Below are 18110 nucleotides of genomic sequence, written 5' to 3' on the forward strand. Positions count from 1 at the left end.
TTGGGGCCAGCACTGGGTTCAGCTTTGGGTCCGGTCCGGAGTCCACGGGCGCCGCTGCGGGCGGTGCCGGGCGCATGACGCCAACGGACCTCTGGTACGGCTCCGCGCCGGCGGCCCGTGCGCTGGCGGCGGTCCTGGCACCCCTGGGCTGGCTCTACTGCGGCGTGGCGGCGGCGCGGGCCGCCGCCTACAGGCGTGGCTGGCTCGCGAGCTTCGACGCCGGCGCGCCGGTGCTCGTCGTCGGCAACCTGAGCGTCGGCGGCACCGGCAAGACGCCGCTGGTGCGCTGGCTGGCCGGGCATCTCGCGGACTTGGGCCTGCGGCCGGGCATCGCGAGCCGCGGCTACGCGGCGGCCGATAACGTCGCCTCGGATGTCCGCGTGGTGCCCGTGGATGCCGATCCGGCGGCCTATGGCGACGAGCCGGTGCTGCTCGCCGCGGACGGCGCCGCACCGGTTGCCGTCGGGCGCGACCGGGTGGCCGCGGCCCGCGCGCTGGTGCACGGGCGCGGCTGCAACGCCGTGATCACGGACGATGGCCTGCAACACTATCGGCTGCGCCGTCAGTGCGAGATCCTGGTGGTGGACGGCGAGCGCGGCCACGGCAATGGCCGCTGCCTGCCGGCGGGGCCGCTGCGCGAGCCCGTCGGCCGCGCCGACCGCGTGGATCTCGTCATTGCCACCGGCGGCGGCCAGCCCGGCCTGCCGGCGATGACGCTCGAGCCCCGCGCGGCGGTCAGCCTGTCCGACCCCGGCGACAGCCGCCCGCTCCGCGCCTTCGCCGGCCGGCGGATCACGGCGGTGGCCGGCATCGGCAATCCGGGGCGGTTTTTTCGTATGCTCGCGGCGCACGGCATCGGCGTCGATGCCCGGCTCTATCCGGACCATCACCGCTTCGCTGGCGCTGACATCGCCGCCTGGGGCGAGGGTCCGGTGCTGATGACCGAGAAGGATGCCGTCAAGGTGCGCCGGTTGCCGCCGGCGGGCCGGCTTCGGCCGGATCTGTGGTACGTCCCGGTGATGGCCGTGCCGGCGCCCGGCTTTGTTGCCGATCTGGACCGGCTGTTGGCTCGGCGCGGCATCCTGCCGACACAACCCGCCGGGGCGGGCGGCTGAGCGGGTGTGAAGAACACCCGTTGCGTGCGCCATCGCCTGAAATTGTCAGCACCAGCGCAGGAACCGAACACCCATGCAGAACAGCTTCCGCATCGTCATCCCCGCACGCCACGGCGCCAGCCGGCTGCCCGGCAAACCGCTGCTGGACATCGCCGGTAAGACGCTCATCGCCCGCGTCTGGGAGCAGGCGCAGGCCAGTGCCGCCGGCGAGGTCGTCGTCGCCACCGATGACGAGCGGGTGCTCGCCCACTGCCGCGAGATCGGCGCCGATGCCGTACTCACGGCGGCGCGGCACCAGAGCGGCACGGACCGCATCGCCGAGGTGGCGGCGGTCCGCGGCTGGGCACCGGAGAGTGTCATCGTCAACCTCCAGGGCGACGAGCCCTGCATGCCCCCATCGCTGATCGACCAACTGGCCGATGCGCTGCTGCGCGACAGCGCCTTGCAGATGGCCACGGTCGCGACGCCCATCACCGAGGCCAAGACCCTGTTCGACCCCCACGTGGTCAAGGTGGTCACCGCCGCCGACGGTGCGGCGCTGTATTTTTCCCGCGCGCCGGTGCCCTGGCATCGCGACGAGTTTCTGGGCGATCGTGCGAAGCTGCCGAAGGGCACGACCTTCTTGCGGCATATCGGGCTCTATGCCTACCGCGTGGGCTTCCTGGAGCGCTTCGTCGCCTGGCCGCCGGCACCGCTGGAGACGGCGGAGTCGCTGGAGCAACTCCGGGTGCTCTGGCATGGCGAGCGCATCAGCGTGGAAATTGCGCAGGCGCCGCCCGGCCCCGGGGTCGATACCGAGGACGACGTGCGCGCGGTGCTGGCGTGGCTGCGGGCAAAGGAAGGCGAGCGGTAGGCCGTCGTGGTGGCGCTTGCGTTCCTTGCCCTTGTCGCCCGGAGGGCGACACGCCGGCCGCCGCTGCGGGCGGGGTCGGCATGTTCGCGCCAGTGCACCAGCGCCCGGCTGGCGGCGATGGCGGCGCCACGCCGGGTCGAGGTGCGTGGGGATCAGCCGTACAGCGCGGATGTACGGGTGGCCTGCTCCTCTAGGGTCTGCAATAGCCGCATGAGGTTGGGGCTGGGCTCGCCCTTTGCGGTGAGCAGCGCCACCTCCAAATGCTCGGGGGCGCGATAGACGGCGTTGCCGTACTGATCGGGCTGGATCGGCGGCTCGGCCTCCTGGCTCTCCAGCACCAGCCTGCCGTCTGCGGCCAGTACCTCGACCAGGCGCCACGGGCGTCCCGCCAGTTGCAGGCGCCGCCCGAGATGGGTGCGCAGTCGTGACATCAGCTCTTCGGTGGCTTGCATGGCGGCTCCTGATCGTGCTTATGGCTTGCGAAGCTGGGCTTAGAAAGCTGGGGGCTTACGAAGCTGGGGCTTATGAAACTTGGGCGGGGCGGCCCTTGGGACCGCCCGCAACGGCCCGCTAATTGTGCGCTTCTTTCCGGCTCTATTGCGAGTATCAATTTTCATCATAGGGTTTTTTGCATGTCAGAAAGGCTACAGGTTTCCTTCCCCGGTGGTAAGCGCGTCGACGTCAGCGTCGACGGCTTCCACATCGCCACCGACCAGGCGGAGAAGCATGGCGGCGCCGGTTCGGCGCCGGCGCCGTTCACGCTGTTCCTCGCGTCGCTGGCGACATGCAGCGGCATCTTCGCGCTGAACTTCTGTCAAACGAGGAACATCGACACGGCGGGCCTCGACCTGGCCATGGAGTGGGAAGGCGACGCCAAGCACCCGGAGCGCTCGGTCGCCCGGCTGCACCTGCGCCTGCCGGACGGCTTCCCGGCCCAGTACCGGGGCGGCATCGTGCGGGCCATGGAGCTTTGTGCCGTCAAGCGTCAGCTCGGCGCGGCGCCGCAGTTCGAGGTGGTCGTGGCAGAGACCGATTGAAGCTGGGGGCAGGGATCGGGCCGCTAGACCAAGTGGGACCGCTGAGTCGCTGGCCATCATGGCGAAGCCTCGGACGGCAGCGGATGCGTCGGCCTTGCCTGAAATTTGCCCCAAAAAAAAAGCCCCGCGGAGACGCGGGGCCAATTCACCACTGAGGAGGTCAGAGGACGGAAACGGCAGAGAGGGATTTCCGCCTCGCACTGGAGACTAAGCATGTTCAGTGCCAAGTTACTGCGAACGCCCTGGCGGCGTTTGCCGCAGGCCGGTTGCCCTGAAGAAGCGCGGCTCAACCGGCGGCGTCGAGTACGCGGATGGTCCAATGCTGTCCACCCGCTCGTCATATTGCACCGAAAAGGTGCGGTATGGGTGCGTGCGCTGCCGCTGGGGCTGGTCCTGGCGATGCTGGCCGGCGGCGCGTGGACGCCGCTGCACGCCGGTCCGCACGCGTCGGCGGCGGGCTGGCTCCAACTGGAGCAAGACCAGCGTGCCTACCGCGAGCGGGTGGCACCGCTGGATCTGCGCGAGCGGCGCGCGCTGTCCAGCATCCAGCGGACGCAGCGCAACGACTTTGCGGCCCTTGAGCAGCGCCAGCGCTGGAGCCGGGAGCAGGTATATGGGCAGCGCTATAGTCAGGCGCCGGGCGTGACGCCGCCACCCGAGATGCCGCCGCCCCGCTGGCGTGCCGGACAGCACCGGGCCCAGGAGGCGCAGCGGTTGGATCGCCAGATGCAGCAGTATCGCCTGCCGTTCGGGAAGCGGTCGCGCTGGAGCTCGCCGCTCCAGCGCAAGTGGCCGTGATCGCGAAGACCGATGTGCCGCGAATGCTAGAATCGGCGCTATCGAGCAATCCATCGACGATGCGAAGAGAGAGGCATGACGGAGCGCGCAACGGTCAAGGTCCTGTTCGTCTGCATGGGCAACATCTGCCGCTCGCCGACGGCGCAGGGTGTGTTCCGCAAGCTGGTGCAGGAAGCCGGTCTGGCGGAGGTCATCGAGATCGACTCGGCCGGCACCCATGCCTACCACGTGGGCGAGCCACCCGACCCTCGGGCGCAGGAGACGGCGCGGCGCCGGGGCATCGATCTCTCCGACCTGCGCGCGCGACGAGTCACGGCGGCGGACCTGGAGCACTATCACTACGTACTGGTCATGGACCAGGACAACTACCACGCCCTGTCCGACCTGTGCCCGCCCGGGCGCGGGCTGGAGCGGCGGGTGACGCTGCTGATGGACCATGCCCCACAGGCGCGCATGCGTGAGGTTCCGGACCCTTACTACGGGGCCTCCGGCGGCTTCGAGGCCGTGTTCGACATGGTGGAGGAGGCCGCGGCGGGCCTGCTGGAGGATATCCGCCAGCGGCACCTGTGACGATCTCGCCGGCCTAACGCGGACGCCGGGCGCCGGCGCTGCGCGTGTCGGTCGTGCCGACGCAGGAGGCCCGATGCTCGGGCGATCACGGCACGGGCCATGGCGGGTTTCTTGGCTCAGCCCGATCTACCGAAGATTCTCGCCCAATCTGTGTGAGCCGCCGCCGGCACCGTGATCGGCACCATCCGTTGCCGCCGCGTAGTCGGTGTAGTGGTAAAAGCGCTCGAGGTCGGCCTCCAGCGCCGCGCGCAGCGGCAGGTCCAGGTCCCGCGGGTGGATGCCGATGCGCACCCGGCCCAATGCGCTCGCTCGCCACCGGCCCCACGCATTCCACAACTTCAACACGGGTCCGCGGATGGCCGCGTCCGCCTCGTAGCCGAGCACGGGCGAGGGCGCGACGCGCCCGCTGGCGACGTCCAGCACACCGGAGAACAGCTCCACCTGTCGGAACAGGCCGGCAGCGCGGAGATCGTCGGCACTCACCGCGCCGAGCGCCCAGGCCGGCGGTACATACAGCCCCGGTGGCGCCAGGCCCTGAGCCTCGAACCAGTCCCGGCAGCGGCGCATCAGCGCCAGGACGCCGTCGCGGTCCAAGGCCAGATGTTCGGCGACGTTGCGGGACAGAAACAGGCTGTGCAGGCGGTGGCGCAGGCCGTGGATGCGCGCGGTGCGATGCTCCCAGCCGTGCCCGGCGAGGCGGTAGCCGGCACGCTCCAGCGCCCGCAGCTCCTCGATGCCGCGGGCGTCCCAGCCCGTGCCGGGCACCACCAGCAGCGTGACAGGGTGCACGGCATGGTGCTCCAGCAGCGCCAGGGTGCGGCGCACCGCCGGCATGGTTGCGGGCATCAGGTCGTGCACGGAGACCAGCGCCCGTGGTGGTGTCGGGAGCGCCGCGGCCGGAGGATGGTCAGATGGAGACAACGTCCGCACCGCCGGCATCCGTGTCGCGCAGTACGCGCAGCCAGTGGCGCAGATTGCGCTCGTTGAGCTCCCGTGCGCCTTCCCGGGCGATGCCGGCTTTGCGCTCCAGAATGGCATGGTCCAGTGCCCGCACCCGGGCCAGGGTGTCGCCCAGAGTCTCGTTGCCGTGGATCTGGAACAGCCCGCGCTGGAGCGTCTCCCAGCTCAGGATGCCGCATTCGGAGGACACCACTACCAGCCGTGAGCGTGCCATGGCCTCCAGTGCAATAGTGCCGAAGGACTCCACGGTGGACGGCAGCACCAGCACGTCCGCGCTGTCGATGAGGGGCATGATCTGCTGGCGCTTGACCCAGCCGACATAGTGCAGGTTGGGCAGGCGCTCGGCCTCGTCCAGCAACCACTGGCGCAGGGGACCGTCGCCGGCCACTTGGAACTGCATGTCCGGCAGCGCGGCGGCCGCCTCCACCACGGCGCCCAGGTTCTTCTCCGGTGCCAGCCGGCCGGCGAACAGCACGCGCCGCACGTTGGCGCTCAGAGGCTTCGGCGGGGCGTCCAGGAAGGCCTTGGGGATGGGGGTGCCCATCAGACCCACACGCTTGGCGCCGATGCCGCGGGCGATGTCGAGCATCTCCTCGGAATTGGCCAGCACCAGCGCGCCCTTGCGGAACAGGGCGCGGTTGCAGGTGTTGAGGTAGGCCTGCGCGATCCGACCGCGCGCGAGCCAATCGTCATTGAGCTCGGCCAGGCGCTCGAAATGGGTGTGGAAGCCCACCACGATCCGTGCGTGCCGACGCTTCGCGAGCATCATGCCCACCATGCCGAAGGGGCCTGGCGTGGGCACGATGACCACGTCCGGCTGTAGCCGGCCCAGGCGCCGCATCACCAGCGGCAGCGACGGCAGCACGAAGCGCTGGGTCGGATCGCCCGGGAGCGGTAGCGCCAGGCCGCCGTACCATTGGCCGGCGCGGAAGCGCGGTGAGATGAGATCGACGCGCGCGCCCACGGCCTTCAGGTGCTCGGCGAGGTCGCGGTAGTAGGCGCCGACGCCGTTGCGCTCGGGCGCCGCGTCCGAGACGATGGCGATGCGCAGACCAGTGCCGTCGAGCATGCCTGCTTGGGCCGCCTGCGTGGCGTCGAGGGCGCTGTCGTTCTGCGACGTGCTCAGCATCTCGGCATGCCCTCGACGCTCAGGGACACGGCCGTGGCGGCCTTGGTCCGGTGGCGTGCCGGCGCGGGCGGTGGGCACTCGCTTTGCCCATCGTCGGTGCCGGATGCGTCGGCGCCCGGCGCCAGGGCCGGATGGGCGTAGGCGCCGGCGAAGCGGCGCCGAATGGCAGCCGGGTCGAGACCGAACTGCGCCAGGTCGTAGCGGTGGCCGCTGCGGTAGGCACGCGCCGGCGCCGCCGCCTGCGTCAAGGTCGCGGCGAAGCTCGGCGCCAGCGGCAGGCCGAGCCGCTGGTAGGCGTCGCGCACGGCACCCGCCAGGTCCGCCTTCAGTTGCGGCAGGGTTTTGGTGACGGTGCGCGCGGGGGCGTGGACCTCGGCGAGCTGCCGCAGGTTATCGTAGTAGAAGGCCAGTTGCCCGACGAAGCGCTCGCGGATCGGCGCGCTGTCCGGCGGCACGCCGAAGAAGGCGAGTCCGGCGCGGATGGAGCTGAGCTGCGAGGGCACGGTCTCCGCGGGGTCGCGCAGACAGACGAGGAAGCGGGCATCCGGGAAGGTATCGGCGAGCCCATTGGCCAGAGAGGCGAAGGCGGCGTTCTTGGACAACAAGCGCTTGTCCGGCCCGTGCACGTACAGGTGGCGGCGCAATGCGTTGGCGTAGAAGGCAAGCAGGCGCTTGCGCTCGGTGGCCGGCATGTCGCGGTCGAAGTTACCCATGCGCCACAGGTGGGACGAGCGCGGGAACGCCAGCACCAGGATAAAGCAGCTCAGCACCGGCATCAGTGCGAAGTAGTCTTCTTCCGGGGTGTCCAGGCTCATGGCGTGCACATCATCCAGGGCGCCGAACACGCGCCTCTCGGCGAGCCGGAGCAGGCGGCGCAACGGCGCGCCGATGCGCGCGTCCAACCGGCCCAGTGCGCGCCAGAACAGCCGTTGCGACACGGATGGCGCGAACAGGCACTCCCAGGTGGAGAAGGTGGTGAACTGCGGGTCCCGGGCCAGAACGGCGTGCAGGTTGGTGGTGCCGCTGCGCGGCACGCCGAGCACAAACAGCGGCCCGCGAATCTGCACCCGGCGATAGCCGCGAAAGAAGATTTCGTCCAGCAGGAAGCCGAGCCAGTGCAGGCCCTGGGCGAGCGCGAACACCGGCAGGAAGCCGAACATCACGAGCACGCGGCGCGCGCTGATGGGGCTGACACCGTCCGGCGAGCGGAGCAGTGCACCGAGTGCGATGCCGAGGAAACGCGTGGTGCTGGTGATGAAGAGCTGGAGCATCCGCTTGCGCGTGGGCCGGAGCCGGTGGTGGGTGGCCGCCGCCCCATCGGCGTCTACGCGGCCTGCGTATCGGCCCGCCATACTACCGCAGCCGCCGCAGAAACCGAAATGGCCGCGGCCTGAACGTGGCCGGGCGGCCCGCTTGTCCATCGGCCGTCCGCTGGCCGACAGACGCTCTAGGAACGCCCGATAGATGCCCTGGGGACGCCTTACGCGCGTGTCAGACGATGCTCTGGCCGGTTGACGGTGACATTGCGCGAGCGGACCTGGGCACCTGGCTGCACATCTGGCTGGGCAGCAGGCCGGACATCAGGCCGGACCTGGCCGCTCGCCCGCGGCGGCCGACTCGGGAGCGCTCGTGGCCTGCTCACCGCCGGGGATGCGCTCGGCGGTTGGTGCCGGGCTGTCCGCAGCGGCTTGGGATTGCGCCGCTGTCGCTCCGCCATTGCGTTTCGGCTGGGGGGCATCGCCCGTGGGCGCTGCGGCGGCATCGTGGGTCATGGCCGGCGGCGCTTGTGGCACAGTGGGCTTCGGCTGCGGTGCAGGCGGCTGTGGCTGCGTGGAGTCGGAACGGGGTTGCGCCGTCTCGGCGGGGGTGCTCGGGCCGCCGTGGCGGACGGTGTCGGTGCCGGACGGTGCGCTTGCGGCGTCGCCGCCAGTGGTTCTTGCGGGTGCAGGGGGCGGCTGTTCCGAAGCGGGGCTCGATGCCGGCGTCGGGGTTGACGCTGGCGCCGAGGTTGGCGCCGATGTTGGCGTTGGCGCAGATCCTGCCGCTGCGGTGCTCGCGCCCACGTCCGTGGACGGCGCGCGGCGTGGGGCGTCCGTGTTCGCGGCCGGCGCTGAAGGTGCCGCGTCGCCATTGTCCGCCGCGGTGGCCCGGGTCGCCGGGCTGGCGTTTTCGGCACCGGCCGGTGGTCGCTCTCTCGGGGGCCGCTGATTTGGGGCGGTGTCGGCGTTGCCGGTGGACAACCCGGCGCTTTCGGCGTCGGTGTTGTCTCCCGCTTCAGAACTGGCATCACCCGCCGCCGTGCCCGCCGTGTCGCGGTTGCCGCTGCGCCGGCGCCGGCCGCCGCGACGCCGGCGACTGGAGCGACTGCGGCCGCCACCCTGCTCGCCGTTGCCGCCGTTCGCGGCATCCGCGCTCTCTCCCGCGGCTGCCTCCGTGGCGGCGGCTGCCTTGGGTGTGTCGGTGTCGTCGTTGGCGATTGGCGGTGCTGTCGTCTGTGTGCCCTTGTCCCCGTCGAGGGCCATCGGCAGGCTGTCTTTGCGGGGCATCAGCTGCTTGCTTTCGTCGTCGGCGCCCGTGCGCCGCGCGTGCTGCTGCTGCATTTGCGGAGGTGTGCCTTCGCCCTGTCGATCGCCACCGGCTTCGGTCTGCTCGCGTTGGCCGCCGCGTCGGGAGCGCCCGCCGCGGTTGCCGCGGCGGGCGTTGCGCTGGCGCTCGCCGTCTTCGCTGCCGCGGGAGGATGCCTGTCCGCGGCGAGGCCGAGTGCGACCCTCGCCGCCGGCGTCGGCGCCGCTGGCTGCGTCGCTCTCGCGTCGCTTGCCGTCGGCTGCGCCCGACGTACCGTCTTGTCGAGCCACGCCCGGTTTGCGTTGCCGGCCGTCCTCGCGGGTGGCGCCTTGGCGCTGCGGTGCGGGGGAGGGTGCTTGCGGCGTCGGCTGCGCGCCCGATTGATCCGTAACAGCCTCTTCACCTGGCGGGGCGAAAAGCATGCCCCACAGCTTCTTGAGCATGCTCTCCGGATGGAGATTGCCGACATCGCCCACATCGCCCACATCGGTATCATCGCCGGCACCCGGCAACCGCTGCGGCACGGGGGATGGCCGGTACGGCGCCGGATTGGCGGGCTTGACGCCTTTGACCGCCGGCTCCTCGGGCCTGGCCTCCGGCTTGTTGCCGGCAAAGGCGGGCAATGCCGGCTCCGGGATATTGGCCAGTGTGTAGCTGGGCTCGTCCTCGCTGCGGCGGTCCGCGTCCTGGACGCGGATGCGCTCGATGGAGTAGTCGGGCGTCTCCATGTGCTTGTTCGGGATCAGCACCACGGCCACCTGCTGACGCTGCTCGATCTCCAGGATCTTGCGCCGCTTCTCGTTGAGCAGGAAGGCGGCGACGTCCACCGGCAGTTGGGCGAGGATGCGCGCGGTGCTGTCTTTCATCGCCTCCTCTTCGATGATGCGCAGCACCGACAGCGCCAGCGACTCTACCCCGCGGATGGTGCCCTGACCCTTGCAGCGCGGGCAGACGTGCTGGCTCGACTCGCCCAGCGACGGCCGCAGCCGCTGGCGGGACATCTCCAGCAGGCCGAAGCGCGAGATGCGCGCCACCTGCACCCGGGCGCGGTCCTGCTTCAGCGCCTCGCGCAGGCGGTTTTCCACATCGCGCTGGTGCTTGGCGGGCGTCATGTCGATGAAGTCGATGACGAAGAGTCCGCCCAAGTCGCGCAGCCTGAGCTGGCGGGCGATTTCGTCCGCGGCCTCGAGGTTGGTGTTGAGGGCCGTTTCCTCGATGTCGGCGCCCTTGGTGGCGCGCGCGGAGTTGATGTCGATGGAGGTGAGCGCCTCGGTGTGGTCGATGACCAGCGCGCCGCCGGAGGGCAGGCGTACCTCGCGCTGGAAGGCGGACTCGATCTGGCTCTCGATCTGGTAGCGCGTGAACAGCGGCACCTCGTCCCGGTACAGCCTGAGCTTTTTCAGGTTGTGCGGCATCACCTGCTGCATGAACTCTTCCGCGCGGCGGTACATCTCCTGGCTGTCGATGACGATCTCGCCGATGTCGGAGCGCAGGTGATCGCGGATGGAGCGGATGATGATGTCGCTTTCCTGATAGATCAGGAAGGGCGCCTTGCGGCTGTCGCCGGAGGTCTTGATGGCGTCCCAGAGCTGCAGCAGATAGTCGAGGTCCCACTGGAGCTCCTCGGGGCTCTTGCCGACGCCCGCCGTGCGCACGATCAGGCCCATGTCCTCAGGGATCTGGAGCTGGCTCAGCGCCTCGCGCAGCTCGGAGCGGTCGGTGCCGTCGATGCGCCGCGACACGCCGCCGGCGCGCGGGTTGTTCGGCATCAGCACCAGGTAGCGGCCCGCCAGCGAGACGAACGTGGTGAGCGCCGCGCCCTTGTTGCCGCGTTCTTCCTTGTCGATCTGGACGACGACCTCGCGGCCTTCCTTGATCAGCTCCTTGATGTTGGCCTTGGTGCCGGGCTTGAGCTCCTGGCTGAAATACGAGCGGGAGATCTCCTTCAGCGGCAGGAAGCCGTGGCGCTCGGAGCCATAGTCGACGAAGGCCGCCTCCAGGCTCGGCTCGACGCGGGTAATGGTGCCCTTGTAGATGTTGGCCTTCTTCTGCTCCCGTCCGGGGCTCTCGATGTCGAGGTTGAATAGTTTCTGTCCATCAACGATTGCAACGCGCAGCTCTTCCGGCTGCGTTGCGTTGATCAGCATTCTTTTCATGTTGTCTGGTTACTCTTACCGTGGCGCGCGACCTGATGCCGTGGCCCGGTGCGGCCGGCTCGGCCGTTCCCGGTGGTCTCCCGCTCGCAGTCGGCTCCCCATGCCGACGGGCTCGAGGTCTGCGGCTGCCGGGACGCGCCCAGTGTCGATCCGGTGTCGAGTCAGTGTCGAACCGGAGTTGAACCGGTGTCGAGCCACTGTCGACCCACTGTCGAACTGGGCGTCGGCCCGCGGCGGCCTGGCAGGCGTCGAGCACGCGCCTGTGTTCACTTTGCGCCCGGCCCTCGGGGTGAACCTAGGTTGGGCCTGGGCGCTGGTTCGGACGTCGACCCTTGCGGCGTCCGTCAAACTGGTGTCGGTCGTGGCCCCGTACACAAAGGGGTACACAATGGGCACACGATTCGGGCGGCATGCATGGGTCAAGGTTGTGCCTGCCGCCGGCATGTTGTAGAAGCCCTGGCCGGTGTACCATGAAGGGCTTTGGCTACCCGCTTCTCCATACGGGAGTCTTGCTCTCGTTACGGGGTCAATTCCTTAGGTCTCACCCCTAAGGATTGGTGGGGGCCGGTCGATGCTGACCCCGCCGAAGCGCGGCGGCATCGCCACCCATGGCAGCCTCGAATATGCCCCCATGCGGCGGGGATCGGCGCCGAAGCTGCCACAACCGCGCGCCTGTTACATAAGTCGCTAAGGCTAGCAGTGTTTTCGGGGGTCAGCAATTGACCGATACGAGCGGAGGGCCGGCCGGCTCGACGGGTGCCGGCGGCGGTTTCGGCGTGCGCCATCTGCGCATCAGCGCGGAGGTGGCCGGTCAGCGCGTGGACAATTTCCTGTTGGCGCAGCTCAGGGGCGTGCCGCGGAGCCTCGTGTACCGGCTGCTGCGCCGTGGCGAAGTACGCGTCAACAAGGGCCGCGCCAAGCCGCACCAGCGGCTCGAAACGGGCGACGAGGTGCGTATACCGCCGGTGCGGACGGCTGCCCCCACGGCTGCGGTAACGCCACCACGTGGACTGACCGCGCGGCTCGCGGAGAGCATCCTGTACGAAGACGACCGGGTGCTGGTGCTCGACAAGCCGGCGGGTGTGGCGGTGCACGGTGGCAGTGGCATCACGCACGGTGTCATCGAGGCGCTGCGCGCGGCGCGCCCCGGCGCCGAGTTGGAGCTAGTCCATCGGCTCGACCGCGACACCTCCGGCTGCCTGATCATCGCCAAGCGGCGCAGTGCGCTGCGGTTTCTGCACGCGCAGCTGCGCGGCGACGCGGTGTACAAGCGCTACCAGGCGTTGCTGCTTGGGCCGCTCGCCGCGCGCGTGCAACGGGTGGAGCTGCCCCTGCGCAAGAATCTGCTCCAGGGTGGCGAGCGCATGGTCCGGGTGGATCATGCCGACGGCAAGCTGGCGCTGACGGTGTTCCGGCGTGCTGCGGCCTTCGGTGGCATGACCCTGGCAGACGTGGAACTGCATACCGGGCGGACGCATCAGATCCGGGTACATGCGGCGAGCATCGGCGCGCCGGTGGCGGGCGACGAGAAGTATGGCCGCCCGGAAGACCAGGTCGTGGCGCGCGCGCTCGGTCTCAGGCGCCTGTTTCTGCATGCGGCCGAGCTGCGCTTTCGCCCTCGGGAGGACGCGCCACCGGTGACCGTGACCGCGCCGCTGCCCGCGGATCTCGGCGCAGTGCTAGGTAGAGCTGAGGAATACGCCCGTGCGTTATGAACTGTTGGTATTCGACTGGGACGGCACCCTGATGGACTCGGCCGCGCGCATCGTTGCGAGCATGCGTGCGGCTTTCACCGAGCTGGCGCTGACGCCGCCGGCGCCCGCTGCCGCCCGCAACGTCATCGGTCTCGGCTTGTCTCATGCCGTCGCCGAGCTTGCGCCGGGGCTGGACGAGGCCATGCATGGGCGCATCATCGAGCGCTATCGCGCCCATTACCTGGAGCTGGACGACACGCCAACGCCGCTCTTCCCGGGCGCGGCGGAGGTGGTCACGGAGCTGCACGCGCAGGGCTACCTGCTCGCTGTGGCCACCGGCAAGAGCCGCCGCGGGCTCGAGCAAGCCCTGGTGCAATCGGGTCTCGGCGCCCATTTCCATGCCACGCGCTCGGCGGATGAGACCTTCTCCAAGCCGCACCCGCAGATGCTGCTGGAGTTGCTGGACGAGCTCGGCGTCACCGCCGCCCGCGCGCTCATGATCGGCGACACCGAGTACGACCTGCTCACCGCCCGCAACGCCGGCGTGGACGCACTGGCGGTCTGCTACGGCGCGCATGCGCCTGAGCGCCTGCTGGCGCTCGAGCCCCTGGCCTGCCTCTCGGCCATCGACGCCCTGCCGGGCTGGCTCGCCGCCGCCACCGGCGCGGCGACGGCGCCCACAACCACGACGACGACACGATGAACCTCGATTTTCTCAAGTTCTGGAAGATTCGCGACCCGGGCAAGGCCGAGTCCATGCCGTCGCCCACCGACCCGGAGTGGGAGCGGGCGCTGATCAACCGCATGGCGGCAGAGTTTCTCCGCAACCAGCGCCGCTCGCGGCGCTGGGGTGTCATCTTCCGCGTGGGCATCCTGGCCTATCTGCTGTTGCTGTTGGTCATCTACTTCGCCAACGGCTTCAGCGACTCGCTGAGCACGACCAAGGAGCACACGGCGCTCATCGATGTGGACGGCCTCATCGCGTCCGACACCGACGCCAGCGCGGAGCGGCTCAACGCGGCGCTGGACAAGGCCTTCGAGACAGACCAGGCGCAGGCCGTGATCTTGCGCATCAACAGCCCCGGCGGCAGTCCGGTGCAGGCCGGCTACGTGTTCGACGAGATCCGCCGGCAGCGCAAGAAGCATCCGGACAAGAAGGTCTACGCCGTGTGCGTGGACGCCTGTGCGTCCGGCGCCTATTACATCGCCGCCGCCGCCGACGACATCTACGTGGACAAGGCGAGCCTGGTGGGCTCCATCGGTGTGCGGCTGGACAGCTTCGGCTTCCAGAAGGCCATGGAGGATCTGGGCATTCAGCGCCGGCTCCTCACCGCCGGTGCGCACAAGGGCATCCTGGACCCCTTCTCCCCCTTGAGCGAGCAGGATCGTACCTTCCTGACAGGGCTGCTCGACAACATCCACCAGCAGTTCATCGACGCCGTGAAGCAGGGCCGCGGCGACCGGCTCAAAGGTGGTGATGAGCTCTTCAGCGGACTCTTCTGGACCGGTGACGAGAGCGTCGGGCTGGGCTTGAGCGACGGCATCGGCAACAGCGATTACGTGGCGCGGGAGGTCGTCGGCGTCGACGAGATCGTCGAGTACAGCACCAAGCGCGACCTCCTGGAGCGCCTGACGGATCGCTTCGGCACCGCACTCGCCCGCGGCCTGGTGCAGATGGGCGCCCTGGACCGGCTGCCCGCCCTGCGCTGACCCGGGGGCGCCGAGATCCTCTCGGCTCTTGTCCGCGCCGGGCTCGATGCCCGGCGCGGGCGACCCCTGGCAATACTCACGCAATATAACGGCAGGCGGCTTACGCCAGATCCAGCCCCGCCGTCAGCACATCCACGCCCTCGGCCGCCAGCATGTCCACGAGCCGGATCAGCGGCAGCCCCACCAGAGCGTTCGGGTCGGTGCCCTCCAGGCGCTCGAACAGTGCAATGCCGAGCCCTTCAGACTTGAAGCTGCCGGCGCAGCCGAAGGGCTGCTCGCGGTCCACATAGGCAGCGATCTGCGCGCTCCTGAGGACGCGGAAGTGCACCTTGAAGTCGTCGCAGGCGCAGCGTGTATGGCCGTCGGCGGCGCGCAGCAGACAGAGGCCGGTGCGGAACACCAAGGTGCGCCCACTCGCCTCGGACAACTGCTCGATGGCCCGCTCCCGGCTGCCCGGTTTGCCGAGGATCCGGCCGCCGAACTCCGCGACCTGGTCGGAGCCGATGATCAGCGCCCGGGGAAACTGCGCCGCTACCGCCCGGGCCTTCGCCTCGGCGAGGCGCAGGACCAGTTGCCCGGCGTCCTCGCCCGGCCGCACGGACTCGTCGACGTCGGGCGCCGCGGTGGCAAAGGGCAAGCCGAGCCGCGCCAGCAGCTCGCGGCGAAACGGCGACGTGGAGGCGAGGACGAGCTGCGGCACAGGCATAAACTTGGGGTTGCTCGGTTTGGCTCGGGCTGGGATGGGGCGCGTGCCCGCGGGTCGGAGCCTCAGCGCACCCAGTCCACCAGGTACCAGAGCGGCTCTTCCACTTGACTCTCACAGACCACACGCCCGCGCACGCTGGCGCCTTCGCGGTGCACCGCCTCGGGGTCGCCGCAGCGCAGATGGTGCCAGCGGGGCAGGGGGCGGCCCTCCGCGAGAAGCCGATAGGCACAGGTCTCCGGCAGCCATGCCGGCTTGCGCAGGTGCTCGGGTGTCAAGGTGATGCAGTCCGCCACCTGTGCGGCGCGATCGGGATAGTCTGCGCACTGGCAACTCTGGTGATCGAGGAGGCGACAGGCGACATTGGTGTACTGCATGCCGCCAGTGTCCTCGTCCTCATACTTGTTGAGGCAGCACTTGCCGCAGCCGTCACAGAGCGCCTCCCACTGCTCATTGGTCATGTCCGCGAGCGCGGTGGTCCGCCAGAATGGTTGGGCCGGCGTCGAATCGTGCACGTGCTGGCTCCCGAGGTATCTGCCCGGTGGGGTTAAACTTTCGCGCAGTATAGCGGGCTGCATGATGCTTCCGCCTGCGCCGATCGCATTCGGAGTCGCCCATGCCATTCGACCCTTCCGCCGTGGTGGTGCCCGCGCACTGTGACGCGGGCCGGCACGTGCTGGCGATGGACACACCCATCGGGCGCATCGCGCTGCACTGGCGCGGCGTCTGGAGCGGGGCCTGGCGCGCGGACGGGGCCGCGTCGGGTGGCTCGCTCACGCGCGTCGTGCTGGCCGCCGACGCGCTCGATGCGCCGGCGCCACCGCCCTGGCTCGCCGCGCCGTTCGTCGCCTATTTCCAGGATTCGTGCCGGCGCATCGATCTGCCCGTTCAGCTCGGCGGCACGCCGTTTCAACGTCGCGTCTGGCGCCTGATCGCTGCCATCGCGCCGCGGAGCACGCGTACCTATGGCGAGCTGGCGGCAGCGCTAGGCTCGTCGCCGCGAGCCGTCGGCGGCGCCTGTCGCGCCAACCCCTGCCCGCTGGTCGTGCCCTGTCACCGCGTGGTGGCGCGGCACGGGCTCGGTGGCTTCGCCGGAGACCGCGGCGGCCGCTTGTTGGACATCAAGCGCTGGCTGTTGGCCCACGAGCAGGCAGCGGGGCGGGTGTGATGGCGGCGCCGAAGTCCCGGCCGGGCGCCGCGCCCGAGGCGGAGCCGGATTTGTCGCTGGTGGAGGTCTTCACCGATGCGCTGTGGCTGGAGCGGGGTCTCAGCAATAACACGCTGGTGGCTTACCGCTCGGATCTCACGGCCTTTCTGCGCTGGCTCGCCGCCGAGCGCAGCCGCGGCGCCTGCGAGGCGCAGCGGCTGGATCTCCTGGACTACCTGGCCGTGCTATCTCTGCAAGGCCGTAAGCCCAGGTCGACGGCGCGGCTCCTGTCCTGTCTGCGCCAGTTCTATGGGCACCTGTTGCGCGTAGGGCGGATCAGCGAGGACCCGGCCGCCCGCGTCGAGGCGCCGCGGCTCGGACGGCCGCTGCCGAAGACGCTCACGGAGCGTGAGGTGGAAATGCTGCTGGCGGCGCCGGACACCGGGGACCCGCGTGGTCACCGTGATCGCACCATGCTGGAAGTGCTCTACGCCAGCGGGTTGCGGGTCAGCGAGCTGGTGTCGCTGCGCCCGCAGTCAATCAACCTGAACCAGGGCGTCGTCCGCATCACCGGCAAGGGTGACAAAGAGCGCCTCGTGCCCCTGGGGGAGGAGGCGGCGCGCTGGCTCGGGGAATACGTGCGCGGCAGCCGGGCGGCGATCCTCGGCGGGCGCCGCAGCGATTACCTGTTCCCGACCTCGCGCAGCGAGTGCATGACGCGGCAGGCGTTCTGGCAGCTGATCAAGCGCTACGCGCTGGTGGCCGGCATCGCCAAGCCGTTGTCGCCGCACACGTTGCGTCACGCCTTTGCCACCCACCTGCTGAACCACGGCGCGGATCTCAGGGTGGTGCAGATGCTGCTCGGCCACAGCGACCTGTCCACCACGCAGATCTACACCCATGTGGCGCGCGAGCGACTCAAGCAGCTGCATGCACGCCACCATCCGCGCGGCTGAAACCGCCCGGCCGGGACCGGTTCGCTTGCGATGCGCGGCTGCAACTCGGCAGTGGACGTTTCCTGTCCATTCCACTATGGTTTCCGGCTCGGCCGGTTGCCAATGGCAGCGGCGCCGGACCGCCCGCCAGATTCCAACAGCAGCACAGCAACGGAGCTGCCCATGCCGTCGTTCGACGTGACCGCCGAGTGTGACCTTCAGGAGGTCCGCAACGCCGTGGACCAGGCCAATCGGGAGATTGGCACCCGCTTCGACTTCAAGGGCGTCGATGCGCGCTTCGAGCTTGCCGACGGCATGGTCCGCATGCATGCCGAGCAGGAGTTCCAGTTGCAGCAGATGTTGGACATCCTGCGGCAGAAGCTGGTCAAACGCGGTGTCGACCTGGCGGCACTCGATGTCGGCGAGCCCATCACCACGCTGAATGCGGCGCGCCAGGAGATCGGGCTCAAGCAAGGCATCGATGCGGACAGCGCCAAGCGCATGATCAAGGCCATCAAGGGGGCCAAGCTCAAGGTGCAGGCGCAGATCCAGGGCGATCAGTTGCGCGTGACCGGCAAGAAGCGTGACGACCTTCAGCAGGCCATCTCGCTGCTCAAGTCCGAGAACTGGCAACTGCCGCTGGCCTTCAACAACTTTCGAGACTGAGCGCGCACACGTCGTGAATGCGCATGACCACCCCCAACTATCACCCGGCTACGATGCAGCCACCAGCGAGAC

18 protein-coding genes are annotated in these 18110 nt (G+C 69.6%); 11 read left to right on the forward strand and 7 right to left on the reverse strand.

Going from position 1 to position 18110, the window contains the following annotated elements; all coding sequences use genetic code 11:
- Positions 1-74: 74 nt before the first annotated feature.
- Positions 75-1115 carry a tetraacyldisaccharide 4'-kinase gene (lpxK, locus tag LJE69_RS02315; protein WP_296921074.1) on the forward strand — a complete coding sequence of 347 codons (1041 nt, stop codon included), beginning with the start codon at positions 75-77 and terminating at the stop codon, positions 1113-1115.
- A 73-nt stretch (positions 1116-1188) separates the two neighbouring features.
- Positions 1189-1968, forward strand: coding sequence for a 3-deoxy-manno-octulosonate cytidylyltransferase (gene kdsB / locus LJE69_RS02320; protein WP_296921077.1), 780 nt, complete (start codon positions 1189-1191; stop codon positions 1966-1968).
- 152 nt (positions 1969-2120) lie between these two features.
- Here kdsB and LJE69_RS02325 read toward each other — a convergent pair whose 3' ends face one another.
- Positions 2121-2420: a hypothetical protein gene (locus LJE69_RS02325; protein ID WP_296921081.1), complete on the reverse strand. Its 300-nt coding sequence runs from the start codon at positions 2418-2420 to the stop codon at positions 2121-2123.
- A 180-nt stretch (positions 2421-2600) separates the two neighbouring features.
- On the opposite strand from LJE69_RS02325, the gene LJE69_RS02330 reads away from it, so the two are divergent.
- From LJE69_RS02330 to LJE69_RS02340, 3 genes are all read left to right on the forward strand, one after another.
- On the forward strand, positions 2601-3005 hold the full coding sequence (locus tag LJE69_RS02330; RefSeq protein WP_296921084.1) for an OsmC family protein: 405 nt from the start codon (positions 2601-2603) through the stop codon (positions 3003-3005).
- Positions 3006-3347: 342 nt separating this feature from the next.
- A complete protein-coding gene (locus LJE69_RS02335) occupies positions 3348-3803 on the forward strand; it encodes a hypothetical protein (protein ID WP_296921087.1) in 456 nt (151 codons plus the stop codon).
- Between the two features lie 75 nt (positions 3804-3878).
- Positions 3879-4373: a low molecular weight protein-tyrosine-phosphatase gene (locus tag LJE69_RS02340; RefSeq protein ID WP_296921089.1), complete on the forward strand. Its 495-nt coding sequence runs from the start codon at positions 3879-3881 to the stop codon at positions 4371-4373.
- A 126-nt stretch (positions 4374-4499) separates the two neighbouring features.
- Here the strand turns inward: LJE69_RS02340 and LJE69_RS02345 are convergent, their stop codons facing one another.
- From LJE69_RS02345 to rne, 4 genes are all read right to left on the reverse strand, one after another.
- A complete protein-coding gene (locus LJE69_RS02345; protein ID WP_296921092.1) occupies positions 4500-5312 on the reverse strand; it encodes a polysaccharide deacetylase family protein in 813 nt (270 codons plus the stop codon).
- The gene (locus tag LJE69_RS02350) at positions 5281-6462 is read right to left on the reverse strand and encodes a glycosyltransferase (protein WP_296921102.1); all 1182 of its coding nucleotides are present in this window, start codon (positions 6460-6462) and stop codon (positions 5281-5283) included. The genes LJE69_RS02345 and LJE69_RS02350 overlap by 32 nt, the downstream gene beginning before the upstream one ends.
- Positions 6456-7733: a sulfotransferase gene (locus LJE69_RS02355; protein WP_296921104.1), complete on the reverse strand. Its 1278-nt coding sequence runs from the start codon at positions 7731-7733 to the stop codon at positions 6456-6458. Before LJE69_RS02355 ends, LJE69_RS02350 begins: the two co-directional genes overlap by 7 nt.
- Before the next feature lie 309 nt (positions 7734-8042).
- On the reverse strand, positions 8043-11174 hold the full coding sequence (gene rne / locus LJE69_RS02360; protein WP_367114616.1) for a ribonuclease E: 3132 nt from the start codon (positions 11172-11174) through the stop codon (positions 8043-8045).
- Between the two features lie 728 nt (positions 11175-11902).
- Here rne and LJE69_RS02365 point away from each other — a divergent pair.
- From LJE69_RS02365 to LJE69_RS02375, 3 genes are read left to right on the forward strand one after another with little or no spacing between them, the layout of a single operon-like run.
- The gene (locus LJE69_RS02365) at positions 11903-12898 is read left to right on the forward strand and encodes an RluA family pseudouridine synthase (RefSeq protein ID WP_296921108.1); all 996 of its coding nucleotides are present in this window, start codon (positions 11903-11905) and stop codon (positions 12896-12898) included.
- The gene (locus tag LJE69_RS02370; RefSeq protein ID WP_296921110.1) at positions 12888-13580 is read left to right on the forward strand and encodes an HAD-IA family hydrolase; all 693 of its coding nucleotides are present in this window, start codon (positions 12888-12890) and stop codon (positions 13578-13580) included. Before LJE69_RS02365 ends, LJE69_RS02370 begins: the two co-directional genes overlap by 11 nt.
- A complete protein-coding gene (locus LJE69_RS02375; protein ID WP_296921112.1) occupies positions 13577-14587 on the forward strand; it encodes a S49 family peptidase in 1011 nt (336 codons plus the stop codon). Before LJE69_RS02370 ends, LJE69_RS02375 begins: the two co-directional genes overlap by 4 nt.
- A gap of 100 nt (positions 14588-14687) precedes the next feature.
- On the opposite strand, the gene LJE69_RS02380 is transcribed toward LJE69_RS02375, so the two are convergent.
- Both LJE69_RS02380 and LJE69_RS02385 read right to left on the reverse strand, forming a co-directional pair.
- Positions 14688-15293: a nucleoside triphosphate pyrophosphatase gene (locus tag LJE69_RS02380; protein WP_296921114.1), complete on the reverse strand. Its 606-nt coding sequence runs from the start codon at positions 15291-15293 to the stop codon at positions 14688-14690.
- A gap of 62 nt (positions 15294-15355) precedes the next feature.
- Positions 15356-15805 (reverse strand): YcgN family cysteine cluster protein, encoded by a 450-nt coding sequence (locus LJE69_RS02385; protein ID WP_296921115.1) that lies wholly within the window; start codon positions 15803-15805, stop codon positions 15356-15358.
- 101 nt (positions 15806-15906) lie between these two features.
- On the opposite strand from LJE69_RS02385, the gene LJE69_RS02390 reads away from it, so the two are divergent.
- The 3 genes from LJE69_RS02390 (at position 15907) to LJE69_RS02400 (ending at position 18038) form a co-directional block, all read left to right on the forward strand.
- Complete coding sequence (locus LJE69_RS02390; RefSeq protein WP_296921117.1) at positions 15907-16458, forward strand: methylated-DNA--[protein]-cysteine S-methyltransferase; 552 nt, start codon at positions 15907-15909, stop codon at positions 16456-16458.
- On the forward strand, positions 16458-17393 hold the full coding sequence (gene xerD, locus LJE69_RS02395; RefSeq protein WP_296921118.1) for a site-specific tyrosine recombinase XerD: 936 nt from the start codon (positions 16458-16460) through the stop codon (positions 17391-17393). Before LJE69_RS02390 ends, xerD begins: the two co-directional genes overlap by 1 nt.
- A 162-nt stretch (positions 17394-17555) precedes the next feature.
- Entirely contained in the window at positions 17556-18038 is a 483-nt protein-coding gene (locus LJE69_RS02400; RefSeq protein ID WP_296921120.1) for a YajQ family cyclic di-GMP-binding protein, read from the forward strand.
- Positions 18039-18110: the final 72 nt, after the last annotated feature.

The sequence above is a fragment of the Thiohalocapsa sp. genome (assembly GCF_022340605.1).
GTDB lineage: Bacteria > Pseudomonadota > Gammaproteobacteria > Chromatiales > Chromatiaceae > Thiohalocapsa.

Coding starts and splice junctions, on each gene's coding strand:
- lpxK (WP_296921074.1), top strand. CDS start 75: ATGACGCCAACGGACCTCTGGTACGGCTCCGCGCCGGCGGCCCGTGCG.
- kdsB (WP_296921077.1), top strand. CDS start 1,189: ATGCAGAACAGCTTCCGCATCGTCATCCCCGCACGCCACGGCGCCAGC.
- LJE69_RS02325 (WP_296921081.1), bottom strand. CDS start 2,420: ATGCAAGCCACCGAAGAGCTGATGTCACGACTGCGCACCCATCTCGGG.
- LJE69_RS02330 (WP_296921084.1), top strand. CDS start 2,601: ATGTCAGAAAGGCTACAGGTTTCCTTCCCCGGTGGTAAGCGCGTCGAC.
- LJE69_RS02340 (WP_296921089.1), top strand. CDS start 3,879: ATGACGGAGCGCGCAACGGTCAAGGTCCTGTTCGTCTGCATGGGCAAC.
- LJE69_RS02345 (WP_296921092.1), bottom strand. CDS start 5,312: ATGCCGGCGGTGCGGACGTTGTCTCCATCTGACCATCCTCCGGCCGCG.
- LJE69_RS02350 (WP_296921102.1), bottom strand. CDS start 6,462: ATGCTGAGCACGTCGCAGAACGACAGCGCCCTCGACGCCACGCAGGCG.
- LJE69_RS02355 (WP_296921104.1), bottom strand. CDS start 7,733: ATGCTCCAGCTCTTCATCACCAGCACCACGCGTTTCCTCGGCATCGCA.
- rne (WP_367114616.1), bottom strand. CDS start 11,174: ATGCTGATCAACGCAACGCAGCCGGAAGAGCTGCGCGTTGCAATCGTT.
- LJE69_RS02375 (WP_296921112.1), top strand. CDS start 13,577: ATGAACCTCGATTTTCTCAAGTTCTGGAAGATTCGCGACCCGGGCAAG.
- LJE69_RS02380 (WP_296921114.1), bottom strand. CDS start 15,293: ATGCCTGTGCCGCAGCTCGTCCTCGCCTCCACGTCGCCGTTTCGCCGC.
- LJE69_RS02390 (WP_296921117.1), top strand. CDS start 15,907: ATGCCATTCGACCCTTCCGCCGTGGTGGTGCCCGCGCACTGTGACGCG.
- xerD (WP_296921118.1), top strand. CDS start 16,458: ATGGCGGCGCCGAAGTCCCGGCCGGGCGCCGCGCCCGAGGCGGAGCCG.
- LJE69_RS02400 (WP_296921120.1), top strand. CDS start 17,556: ATGCCGTCGTTCGACGTGACCGCCGAGTGTGACCTTCAGGAGGTCCGC.